The following is a 10312-nucleotide window of genomic DNA, read 5'->3' on the forward strand; positions in this document are numbered from 1 at the left end:
ACCTGGTCGTGCCCGGTCTCCCTGAGGACCTGGAGGAGGCCCTGAGGCTGTGGGACAGCGACGCCCTGCCGGAGCCGGACGACGCCGACTCCTACTTCGGGCACCTCTCCCAGGCCCCGATCACCCCGGTCTCGCTGGAACCGCCGGCGGACCCGTTCCCGGCCCCCCGTACCACCCCTGACACCACACCAGACTCCGGTTCTCCCACTGAGTGTCAGACGTCTCCTTATACCGCGAAGGCGCTATCTCCCCTGTGGGGAGATACGTTCACCATCCCAGGGGAAACCGGCGCTCAGGAGGTCGAGGAATCCTGGCGGCCGTCCCGCCGTCGCCGGGAGCCCAGCGCCGATGAACTGGCCGCCGCGCGGCAGGTGCTCGCCCGGTGCCGCCGCTGGTGGCAGCACCAGCGGGGGGCGGCCGGGGTGCTGTCGGCCCGTGAGCTGGAGGGCCTGGTGGAGCCCACCGCGCTGGCACTTCGCCGGGCGACGGCCAGCGAGCTGGTGGAGGCCGTCACGGTCCAGTGCCGTTCGGCCCGCTCACTGGCCGCCCTGGTCGGGCACCGGCTGTGGCGGATCATCAAGACCCGGGTTGAGTGGGACCAGGCCCGCCTGCCTGTGCTCGCCGACGGATGGCGGGCCGACGAGGAACACAGCCGGTACGCCGCCCTAGTCGCGCACCAGGCCCAGCTGCCTGCGTGGAACCGGGCCGGTGCGGCCCCGGCCCGGGCCGCCATCGAGGAGACCCGCCGCCGGACCGCCCGCAGGGCCGTGGATGAGGACGCCGTCCGGCCGCCCCAGCGTTGGCACCGGGAGCCGGAGGCCGACTTCCGCGCCCTCCTGGAACTGCCGGAGGAGGCCAGCCCGCTGGAGGTCTACTGGGCCCGTGTTGAGCGGTCCCAGCACGAGAGTTGGGAGCGCCGGTGGCGGTAACAGTTCCAGGCCGTACGGCGTTGACCAGCACAAACGACACGGGGGAGGACGCGATGACCGACGAGAGCGAGGCCCGCGGCAGGGTGCTGCTGCTGGCCGCCGCACCGCACCGAAGCCGTCGCCGGCTGCTGGACCCGGAGCACGGGGCGAGCGCGCTCGCCAGCGTCTCGGCTGCCCGGCTGCTGCAGGGCTGGACCGGCCCGGCCGACCTGGTGCAGCTGGTGGACCCCGGTGACCCCCAGGCCGTGCTGGCCCGTACGGCACCCTGAGCACCCACACAAGGGGGGCCCGCACCATCCCGGTGCGGGCCCCCTTCGAGTTTCAACGCCTCCTGAGCGCCCGCCCCTTGTCGCGTCGGACCCTCCGTTCGTGGAGCGAGATCACGCCCTCCGGCACCTCCTGCGACGAGACCGCGCCCTCCGGAACAGGCGTCTCCTCCGGCACGAGTTCCTCCGGTCGGGGCCGCCGGTGTCGGGCCGGCGGGAGCGCCGCCGTCCTCGCCCACTTGGCCTCCAGCTCCTGCCGGGCCAGCACCGGGTCCGGCCACTCCGGCTGAGGCTGGCACTGCGGCCACCACGCCTCCGGATCGCACCCCCCGCACGTGCACTCAGGCATCGGCGCCGGCTTCCACTCCGGCAGCGGCTCCTTGGGTCGCCGGTGCCGGCCGCTGCCGATCTCCTCCATCCACGTCTTAGCCATGCCTTGTCCAACGGCCCGCCGCCCCTGGGGTTTCGGCCCCTTGCCCCCCTTCCGATATTTCGTATCCAACCCCTCTCATTCCCGGTCGAAAACGTGAAACCGCCCCTCCTACAGTGCAGGTCAGGGGCGGTGTCCGTGACGGGCCGTCAGGTTGTCCCGGGGGCGGGGGAGAGCTGGTTGGGGCGGGCTGGCCACTGGTGGCCGCCGCCAGGCGGGAGGAGCCAGACCCGGCGTTCCACGATCCGGTCCGTCCACGTCGAACGGAGAACTTCCTGCCCGTCGATGATGCCGACCTGCCCGGTTGCCGAGTCCAGGACGCGCTCGCCGTCGCGGGGGTGACGCTCGAAGGCGTGGACCGCGCGTTCGCCGTTGCCACCGATGTTGCTCACACGGCGCCCGCCTCTCTGCCGTCGAGGGGCAGCCGGTCGAGGAGTTCGGCCAGGGCGTGGACGGCCGCCGCCGAGCACCGGCCGAGTTCCACCATCGGCTCACCGAGGCCGGAAGGGTGGTCGCCCCGGACACCGGGGAGGTCGAGGCCGTGGTGGGAGAGAGAGGTCCGCAGGCGCTCGCTGGCGACGATGGCCAGCCTGTACGCCTCGGAGTCGGCGCCGGACATGATGTGCAGGGGAGAGAGTGCCATTCCCGCACCGTAGGGAGCGCGGGCGGAGGTAGGGGGCACAGTCTGTGCCCCCTACTCCGGTACGACGAACCAGGTCCCGCGCTGCCGTACGGGCGCATGCTGGAGGTGTGGTCAGGCCGCGGCGAAGGTGCCGTTCTTGTCGTCGGCCGTTGCCGTGGGGAAGTTCACGACGGCGGTACTACTGCGATGGTGCCTGCCGGGCGAAGGCGTACCGCGAGCGGCACCGCTGGTCGGCCACGCTAGGCCGCGATGCCGACCTGATCCGCGAGGAGTCGGGCCGCCGGCCGGACGGACGCCGGGCCGTCGAGGAGCTGGCGGACCAGGGCGTGCGTCTCACCGTTCCACCGGGCCGTCTCCGGTGCGGCCGCGACTGCATCGGCCAGGAGCTCGGCCGTGCGCTGGTGTTCACCGCGGAGCTGGAGGGCCCGAGCGACTTCCACGAGGTGCCGGGCCCGGCGCGGTCGGGCGGGGATCTGCCGAGGGTCGAGCCGGTCGGCCCAGGCCAGGGCCGTGCCCGTCTGCCGCAGCTCCACCGCGACGGTCACCCCGTGCACCGCGATGGCCGACTGAGACGCCGAGGTCGGCGACGACCACCAGGAGCCCGGCAGGGTCCGGGCCACGGTCTCTGCCCGGTCGAACCAGCCCCAGGCCAAGCCGGACTCCCCCGCCCGGGCGTGGGTGATGGCCGCGTGCCAGGCCATCGCCGCCCAGGCCGCCGCGAGCTCCGGCGAGGTCGACCGCAGCGGGTCGAGCAGCGCCACCGTCTCCTCCGTGACCGTCTGCGCGGAGTCCCACTGCCCGGACTCCCGGAGCGCCTGAGTCAGGAACCAGGCCGCCTGTGCGACCGCCGCCGGGTCGCCGGCCGCCCGGGCCGTCGCCAGCGCCCGCTCACTCACCCTCCACACCAGGTTCCCGTCCCCCTGGTACGCCGCGTACATCTGCACGAGGTTCAAGGTTGAGGCGTACAACACCTGGGCCCGGCGCCGGTCGGTGACCTCCGGGTGGACGGCGGCCGCGGCGACGTCGCCGACCAGGGCGGGCAGGAGCTCGGCGAGCGCGGTGCGGTGGTCGCCCCGGGAGTCCCGGGCCGCCCAGCCGGAGGCGAGCGCGGCCGCGACGTGGTCAAGGTCTGGGGCCCGACCCGCCGCCGGGGCGAGTGAAGCCGAGTCGACGGCGCACCGCACCACTGCCAACGCCGGGTGTTCCGGACCCGAGAACAGCTCCACCGGCAGGCTGAGGGAGCCGGTCAGCTCGGACAGGTCGTGCACCTTGAGGTGTTCGGCGATCTTGACCAGGAGCGGCAGCCGCGGGGGGAGGAGCCTGCCCTTCTCCACCGACTTCAACCAGGCCGGGGAACGGCCGAGAAGGCCGGCCAGGACGGCCCGGGACATGCCCCGGGCCTCCCGCAGGCGCTGGATTCGCTGACCGGTTGTCAGGGACTCTGGCAGTGCTGGCATCGGGCTGTCTCCCTGCTGCGGGGGGCCACTGTGTGGCGCCAGCGTACGGCCGCCGGGCGAGCCCGCGCACCCGGCCGTTGGCCGAGGTCCGGAGCCACCGGACGCCGCCCTGCTTGCTCCGCCCGCAGACGGCACCGTCGATCAGCCGACGATGCCGAGCAGCCGGTGGACCCGCTCGCCTGTTGCCCAGCGGCGGAGCAGATCGCCGTCCACCAGGTGAAGGCCGCCCTGCCTGCTCGCCCAGAGCACGTCACCGCGGCTGAAATTGCCGAGAGAGACGATCAGCCGGACCACCCCGCCGTACCCGACCGTCCCGGCCGCCCGCAGGGGCGCCGGGCCCGGACCGGAGGTGAAGGTGTCCTCTTCCCAATCCGAGGCCCTGAAGCAGACGTCGATCTCGCGGCCCGCACGGGTGCCCAGTATCCGGGGCTGGCCCTGGTAGGGGACGGAGGCCACCTTCCAGCCGTCGCGGCGAAGGAGGGTCAGCACCACCCCCGGCACCCGGTCGTCGGTCAACGCGGCCGCCTCCGCCGAGGTGTAACGGCCCCTCCGCCGGCGGACGGCCGCACCACGAAGGCGCACGAGGTAGACGAGCAGCCAGAGGTAGAGGCCAGCGCCGAGGACCAGGCCGACGACCCCGAGCAACTGGGCCGACCAAGTCAGCCAGCAGACCCCGAGCACCACCGCGAGCACCAGGGCGACGAGGACAGGAAGCATCTGCCGAAGGGTCGGCGGAGCCTGCCCGGCCCGGCGCAGGCGTTCCCGTTCCATCTCGCGCAGGCGCCACCGCCAGGCCCGTTTGCTGCCCGGAGTCGGCGTCCGCCGCCACACATGTACCTCCCACGGCCGTGCTGACGCCCTTACAGATACCCGGTCGCCGGGCCCCTCCGCCAGCAGGCCATCCGGAATCCGGCCAGGTCAGCCCCCGTACTGGAGTCCCAGACGCCACTTTCACCCAGCCTTGACAAGTTACTTGTCATGAAGATGATTCAGTGTCAATCTAGTTGTCATGATGACCCAGAGCGGGCGCCTGACGGTGCCGCACGCGAGGAGTGTCCGTGTCGTCCCGGCGACCGAGGCGGAGGTGCCCCAGCCCCCGAACCTGGAGGCGATCGAGCGGTGGCTGGAGGCGTACGACAAGAGCAACGGCAAGGCCGTCGGGCCGCAGCCCGCCGGGCTGGGTGCGGGGCAGTACCAGGCGCTGGTGCTTGACCTGGAGGAGGGCACGCTGCGGTTCCACTGCGACGACTGGCGGGTGCCTTGGGAGGCCCGCGGTTCCCACGGCGGGGCGGACGCGTGGATCTGGTACAGCCCCGGCCTGGTCCCCTCCCGGATCTACTGGCAGATCGACTCCGGGGTGCGCGAGCTGCCGCACCTGACGGCCGACCAGGGCAACGCGCTGGCCGAAGAGCTGGCCGGCGTCGCGCAGATCCTGCTGGAGAACCTGGTGGAGGTGCCCGGCGCAGGCGAGGCCGACTGGTCTCCGGAGTCCGTGGCCGCTGCCTGCGAGATCCACCGGCGGGTGCAGCGCGACCCCGACGACCCGACGAGGCCCGCGCCGATGGTCGTGTCGATGGCCCAGGCCGTCGCCGCCGTGCCCGACCTGGTCGAGAAGAAGTGGGCGGACTGGACCGGCGCCCAGCTGGACGAGCAGGCCCCCGAGCTGACCCGCGTTTTCGGCCGGGACCCGGACCGTGAGCTGATCGCCGAGGCCATGGCCCTGCAGCTCGGCGAGAACCGGCCGCTGCTGGTCGTCGGGACCCGGGCCTGGTTGTACGGCTACCGGCGGGAGATGGCCTCCGGGCGCACCCCGATGGAGCTGGAACGCTGGTACGCGCTCAGCGGCCGGTCCTCCCTGGTCTCCGCCGACGACCAGCCCCACGATCTGGTCCATCTGGCCGAGCGGGAGCAGCGGGCCGCCACGGAGGAGGGCGTGCTGCTGGTCGACGTCCACCAGGCAATGCGCGCCCAGCGGGCCCGGCTGCGGGCCCAGCTGGTCCGCGAGCTGGAGACCGTGCTGGGGCCGCACCGGGTCGAGGCGAAGAAGCTGGCGAAGCTGGCCCAGATTGCCGTCAACGCCCGGTTGAACCAGATCCTGGCGTGGGAGGACGTGGCCCACTCCAACTATGCCGAGCTCGGCCGGGCCGCGGGGATGACCAGGCAGGCCGTCCAGGCCAAGGCCGACGCCCTGCGCAAGGACGACGAGGCGGAGGACCCCGGCGACCCGTGGTCCAGCGTCGTCGGCCAGCAGCCGGCCGAGCTGAAGCCGGGCCACGCCGACGGGGTGAACTGGCGGTGCGTGGCGTGCGAGACCGTCAACGCCCTCACCGACCAGACCTGTCTGGTGTGCGACCGCGCCCGGCCCCCGCTCTACGCCGGGCACCGCCGGTACACCATCACCTGCCCCCGGTGCGGCTCGACCGACGTCGAGGAGTACGGCGAGCCGATCCCGAACACCGACGACAGCGCCGACCGCGCTCGGTGCAACACCTGCGGGGACAGCTGGGCGCTCGACCCCGGCGCGGACGCCTCCTGCACCCGGTGTGGGGGCAGCGGCCTGCCCCGGGCGGGAGCCGCCATCCGCAAGCGGAACGGGCGGTGGGAAGACGTTCCGAGCTGCGAGCGCGTCGAACCCTGACAGATGGAACTGTCGCAGACAGTTTCACAAATCTGACAGCCAAAACTGTCTGCGACAGCTACACTTGACACATGGACAACGAAGAGGGCTTCTGGCGGCCCGTCAGCCCGGCCTACGTGGAACCCGGCGCGGAACAGCTGGAACAGCTGCGGGGGGAGATCTACTCGCTCGCGTGGAACCACGCGGGGAGGATCTCCGCCCGGTTGGCGCAGCAGCCGGACGGGACCAAGGCTCCGACCCGGGAAGCGCTGAGGCTGACCCAGGACTACACGCTGTCGGTGCTGCGGATGCTGCGGGAGGTCGGCCCCGCGGCCGACGCGCTCGCCGTCGAGGTGGCGGGCCGCGCGGGGAGCCAGGGGGCGACCTACGTCCAGCTCGGCGAGGCGTGGGGGATCACCCGGCAGTCAGCCCGCAGCCGCTGGCCCGGCGTCACCCGGGTCATGGTCCCGGTGCCGGAAGCGACCGAGCTGCTGATGGCCGGCGGTGAGGTTCGCGTGAGCTACCACCCCGACGAGAGCGGCTGGTGGTGGATCGGGACCGCCGCGAACCGCCGCCACGAGGAAGCCGACGAGACGTATGACACCCGCGAGGAGGCTCTGGCCCGCGCCGGCGCCTTCCTCCTGGCCAACCAGATCACTGACACCGAGGAGACGAAGTGAAGCAGGAACAGGAGGCCGCGGCCGCGCTCGCCCAGGCCGTCCAGGAGATGGTGGACGAGTACCCGATGGGCCCCGACCACCAGGTGGTGATCCTCACGATCGGCGGGGGGCTCGGCGGAGCCCAGGCCGACGTCGAGGTGCCGGTGGCCAACGCGGCCGCGATCACCGCGCTGCTGACCGTGGAACAGCAGCAGTTCCGCAACGCCCACCCGGACCAGTCCGGGCAATGCGCGCACTGCCGAGGCACCGGACTTGCCCGTGCCGACCAGCCCGGCACCCCGGAGCAGGTGGAACGCGGACCGCTCGAACTCCGGCACCTTGCCGCGGCGGCCGAGGCCGAGGTACTGAAGCGGCACCTGTACGGGTGGTCCGAACCCCTGTACGTCATCGACGTGTGTACGGCGGTGGGGGCGCGGTACTCCTGGGGGGAGGTGCGCTCCGCGATCGATGCCGCGGTGGCCCGGCACGGGCTGCAGTCCGTGGCGCTGGTCGAGGAGGTCCGCGAAGAGCAGTACGACGGGCCGGACTGGCACTGTGCCCACCACGGCGAGCTCGGCAACGGGGAGCCCGCGTGCACCGGGTGCGCGGAGTACTGGGGTCAGGGGTAGCCCATGGCCAGGACCAGGCCGCCGACGGCCCCGGTGCCGTGGGCCGAGCTGCTGGCCGACCCGAAGACCCGGCAGCGGCACGAGGAGAAGACCTACCGTCGCGGCGAAGACCAGTGCTGGTACTGGCTCGGAGCCATCTCCGACAGCGGGCACGGCAAATTGAGGGCGGGCAGCCGTACCGACCGGACCAGCCAGATCGTCACCGCGCACGCACTGGGGTTCGCGATCGTGCACGGCGTCGAGCAGCTGCTGGCCGCCGACGTCGTCCGGCACAAGTGCGACTCCCCGAGCTGCCAGAACCCGGCGCACTGGCTGGCCGGCACCCGGGCGCAGAACGCGGGCGAGTACGCCGCCCGTAGCCGCCAGATCGGCCACACCCTCACCGACGAGCGCGGCCCGGCCGGCCGGGCCCGCGCGATCCGCGACGCCATCAAGGCCGCGCTGGAGGCCGGCGCCGACGTCGAAGCCGCCATCGAGCGGGCCGTCATCGCGGGCCAGCCGGGCGGCGCCCTGCAGATCGGACTGTGGTAGCCGCCCACCCGGGCGGGACCGACACCATCAACCAGCCCCCGCGCGGGGCGAGGAGGGGAACACCATGAACGTCGAGATCACCAGCTTCGGGTACCTGCACGGCGCCGTCCCGGAGGCCGAGTTCACCCTGGACCTGCGCAAGCACTTCCGCGACCCGCACGTGAACCCGGCGCTGCGGTACCTGACCGCCCGCGACCAGGACGTGCGCGACGCCGTCGCCGCCACCCCCGGGATCCTCCAGGTCGTGGCCGCAGCCGTCACCATGGCGCAGTCGTACGCCATGGGCCCCGGCGCCGAGACCCACCCGTTCCGCGTCGCGGTGGGGTGCGCCGGCGGACGTCACAGGGCCGCGGCCACGGCGGAGATGCTGCAGGCCGCGCTGGTCGCGGCGCAGTTCCACGTCTCCCTGACCCACCGGGACCTGGACAAGGACGTGGTGGAGTCCGGCCGGGACGCCGACCGCACCCAGGCGTACAGCGAGGTGATCGAGCCCGCGCTGGCGTCGCTGTGGGAGCAGTTGGGCGAAGACGACGAGTTCGACACGCAGGTGGCCAGTGAGAACGCGGCCGCGGCCCTGGTCCAGGCCGGGTACTGACCAGCACAGGGGAGGGCGGGCCGCCGGGGCCCGCCCTCCGTCAGCGGGGGTTCGTCGCGCCGCAGTTCCCGCAGCGACCTCCGCTGTGAGGGTCGAGCGGGTGACCGCAGTTCCCGCATCCGCCTCTCACCGGCATGACGTCCCCTCTCTCCCGGTAACAGTCCGCCCCGGACGGGCGGGGCGAGCCTAGCTGTTCCACCGTGTGGAACAGCTAGGCCACCCGTGGAATCCGGGTCCTGGAACACTGCGACGCGAGTTCCAGAAAGACCCCAAACATAGTGTGTGCACGCTAGGAATGTGTCATGGCGAAGGACAGGCGAGGGTACGAGGGCGCGCGGATCATCTCCGCCCTGGAACAGGCGTGGGCTGCGATCCGGGCGGCGAACTCCGAGGTTCCACGGGCGGTGATCATCACCGGGTCGGGGCAGCCGAACAGGAAGGGGAAGGACGGGCAGCCGGCGCCGCTGAAACGCAGTCAGCACCGGCCGGACCGGTGGGCGGCTCTGCCGCTGGAGGGGGAGAGCCCGGGGGAGCGGCGCCTGCCGGAGGTGTTCGTGGCCGGCGAGCTGCTGCAGATCGGCGGCGAGGCGGTGATGGAGGCTCTGCTGAAGGAGGCCGCCCACGGGATCGGGGCCGCCCGGGGGGTGAAGACGTGCAGCTCACAGGGCGGCCGGTGGCATAACCGGCGGTGGGCCGCCATCGCGCGAGAGATCGGCCTGGAGCCGCCGGCGAAGGCCGAGCCGGTGATCGGGTTCGCGCGGGCGCCCATGGGCGGTCCGGCCCGGGGGCACTTCGCAGCCGCGATCCGGGAGATCGACCGGGCCTCCCTGCCGTACCTGGACGGCGGCGGGGGCCAGGGCCAGGAGGAGCCCAACCCCCGGGCGAAGAAACGGCCCGAGGAACGGACCGCGGGCAAGCGCGTCGCGGCGGACTGCGGGTGCACGCCGCCGAGGCGGCTCCAGCTGACGCCGAAGAACCTCCAGGACGGCCCGGTGCTGTGCGGGCTGTGTGACGAGCCGTTCGTGGAACAGGGTCGGGCGGACGTGGAACAACTCGGCGACGAGGCGCCGGACGGTGAGCTGCTGGCCGCCGTCGAGGCCGACTCCGACGAGTCAGGCTCGGGCGGAGCCGGGGTGGTCGAGGTCGTGGTGGAACTGCCGGAGCCCCGGGTGGAACCGGGCGCCCTCCGGGTGGCCCGGGCGTTCCACCCGGGCGCGGCCGTCGCGGCCGGGCCGTCGGCGGGGGTGGACGAGACCGAGTGGGACATGCCGGAGCCTCCGGAGGAGGCGGACGGACCCGATCCCGGGGCTGACGAGGGGTGAGGGTGGCCGAGGAGGGGCCCGTGCGGCGCGCAGCCGGCGGGCCTCTCCGGCGTTCCGCCGTCCGCGTTCGGGCTCGGCTGGGGGGTCGGTCTCGCGCCCGCCGTCGTGGTGGTCGTGGGTGACCGCGGTGTCGGTCCGCCGGGGCTGACGAGGGGTGAGGGTGGCCGAGGAGGGGCCCGTGCGGCGCGCAGCCGGCGGGCCTCTCCGGCGTTCCGCCGTCCGCGTTCGGGCTCG

Annotated in this window: 12 protein-coding genes and 1 pseudogene; 8 read left to right on the forward strand and 5 right to left on the reverse strand. The window is 73.1% G+C overall.

Features of this window, described 5'->3' with window-relative positions; translation table 11 throughout:
- Together AB0E96_RS32285 and AB0E96_RS32290 are read left to right on the forward strand one after the other, a co-directional pair.
- Positions 1-929: hypothetical protein (locus AB0E96_RS32285; protein WP_359829336.1), on the forward strand; the 929-nt coding region annotated here is incomplete at its 5' end.
- A gap of 53 nt (positions 930-982) precedes the next feature.
- Positions 983-1198, forward strand: coding sequence for a hypothetical protein (locus tag AB0E96_RS32290; RefSeq protein ID WP_359829337.1), 216 nt, complete (start codon positions 983-985; stop codon positions 1196-1198).
- 52 nt (positions 1199-1250) lie between these two features.
- On the opposite strand, the gene AB0E96_RS32295 is transcribed toward AB0E96_RS32290, so the two are convergent.
- The 5 genes from AB0E96_RS32295 to AB0E96_RS32315 all read right to left on the reverse strand — a co-directional run bounded on the left by AB0E96_RS32295 (position 1251) and on the right by AB0E96_RS32315 (position 4442).
- Positions 1251-1628 carry a hypothetical protein gene (locus AB0E96_RS32295; protein WP_359829338.1) on the reverse strand — a complete coding sequence of 126 codons (378 nt, stop codon included), beginning with the start codon at positions 1626-1628 and terminating at the stop codon, positions 1251-1253.
- A 146-nt stretch (positions 1629-1774) separates the two neighbouring features.
- A complete protein-coding gene (locus AB0E96_RS32300) occupies positions 1775-2017 on the reverse strand; it encodes a hypothetical protein (RefSeq protein WP_359829339.1) in 243 nt (80 codons plus the stop codon).
- Positions 2014-2268, reverse strand: a complete 255-nt coding sequence (locus AB0E96_RS32305) for a hypothetical protein (RefSeq protein WP_359829340.1) — start codon at positions 2266-2268, stop codon at positions 2014-2016. Before AB0E96_RS32305 ends, AB0E96_RS32300 begins: the two co-directional genes overlap by 4 nt.
- Before the next feature lie 239 nt (positions 2269-2507).
- Positions 2508-3725 carry a helix-turn-helix domain-containing protein gene (locus tag AB0E96_RS32310; RefSeq protein WP_359829341.1) on the reverse strand — a complete coding sequence of 406 codons (1218 nt, stop codon included), beginning with the start codon at positions 3723-3725 and terminating at the stop codon, positions 2508-2510.
- Between the two features lie 141 nt (positions 3726-3866).
- Positions 3867-4442 carry a hypothetical protein gene (locus AB0E96_RS32315; protein ID WP_359829342.1) on the reverse strand — a complete coding sequence of 192 codons (576 nt, stop codon included), beginning with the start codon at positions 4440-4442 and terminating at the stop codon, positions 3867-3869.
- Positions 4443-4734: 292 nt separating this feature from the next.
- Here AB0E96_RS32315 and AB0E96_RS32320 point away from each other — a divergent pair, with 292 nt between their 5' ends.
- The 6 genes and pseudogenes from AB0E96_RS32320 to AB0E96_RS32345 all read left to right on the forward strand — a co-directional run bounded on the left by AB0E96_RS32320 (position 4735) and on the right by AB0E96_RS32345 (position 10078).
- Entirely contained in the window at positions 4735-6363 is a 1629-nt protein-coding gene (locus tag AB0E96_RS32320) for a hypothetical protein (protein WP_359829343.1), read from the forward strand.
- Positions 6364-6434: 71 nt separating this feature from the next.
- Positions 6435-7022, forward strand: coding sequence for a hypothetical protein (locus AB0E96_RS32325; RefSeq protein ID WP_359829344.1), 588 nt, complete (start codon positions 6435-6437; stop codon positions 7020-7022).
- On the forward strand, positions 7019-7630 hold the full coding sequence (locus tag AB0E96_RS32330; RefSeq protein WP_359829345.1) for a hypothetical protein: 612 nt from the start codon (positions 7019-7021) through the stop codon (positions 7628-7630). The genes AB0E96_RS32325 and AB0E96_RS32330 overlap by 4 nt, the downstream gene beginning before the upstream one ends.
- A 3-nt stretch (positions 7631-7633) precedes the next feature.
- Complete coding sequence (locus tag AB0E96_RS32335) at positions 7634-8161, forward strand: hypothetical protein (RefSeq protein ID WP_359829346.1); 528 nt, start codon at positions 7634-7636, stop codon at positions 8159-8161.
- 55 nt (positions 8162-8216) lie between these two features.
- Positions 8217-8756, forward strand: a pseudogene (locus tag AB0E96_RS32340) (RNase adapter RapZ); the annotation flags it as partial.
- A gap of 302 nt (positions 8757-9058) precedes the next feature.
- Positions 9059-10078, forward strand: coding sequence for a hypothetical protein (locus tag AB0E96_RS32345; RefSeq protein ID WP_359829347.1), 1020 nt, complete (start codon positions 9059-9061; stop codon positions 10076-10078).
- Positions 10079-10312: the final 234 nt, after the last annotated feature.

This window comes from Kitasatospora sp. NPDC036755 (genome assembly GCF_040636595.1).
Classification (GTDB): Bacteria; Actinomycetota; Actinomycetes; order Streptomycetales; family Streptomycetaceae; genus Kitasatospora.

Excerpts from the sequence above, each read along its gene's own strand:
- AB0E96_RS32290 (WP_359829337.1), top strand. The coding sequence starts at position 983 with ATGACCGACGAGAGCGAGGCCCGCGGCAGGGTGCTGCTGCTGGCCGCC.
- AB0E96_RS32295 (WP_359829338.1), bottom strand. The coding sequence starts at position 1,628 with ATGGCTAAGACGTGGATGGAGGAGATCGGCAGCGGCCGGCACCGGCGA.
- AB0E96_RS32305 (WP_359829340.1), bottom strand. The coding sequence starts at position 2,268 with ATGGCACTCTCTCCCCTGCACATCATGTCCGGCGCCGACTCCGAGGCG.
- AB0E96_RS32310 (WP_359829341.1), bottom strand. The coding sequence starts at position 3,725 with ATGCCAGCACTGCCAGAGTCCCTGACAACCGGTCAGCGAATCCAGCGC.
- AB0E96_RS32315 (WP_359829342.1), bottom strand. The coding sequence starts at position 4,442 with ATGCTTCCTGTCCTCGTCGCCCTGGTGCTCGCGGTGGTGCTCGGGGTC.
- AB0E96_RS32320 (WP_359829343.1), top strand. The coding sequence starts at position 4,735 with ATGATGACCCAGAGCGGGCGCCTGACGGTGCCGCACGCGAGGAGTGTC.
- AB0E96_RS32325 (WP_359829344.1), top strand. The coding sequence starts at position 6,435 with ATGGACAACGAAGAGGGCTTCTGGCGGCCCGTCAGCCCGGCCTACGTG.
- AB0E96_RS32335 (WP_359829346.1), top strand. The coding sequence starts at position 7,634 with ATGGCCAGGACCAGGCCGCCGACGGCCCCGGTGCCGTGGGCCGAGCTG.
- AB0E96_RS32345 (WP_359829347.1), top strand. The coding sequence starts at position 9,059 with ATGGCGAAGGACAGGCGAGGGTACGAGGGCGCGCGGATCATCTCCGCC.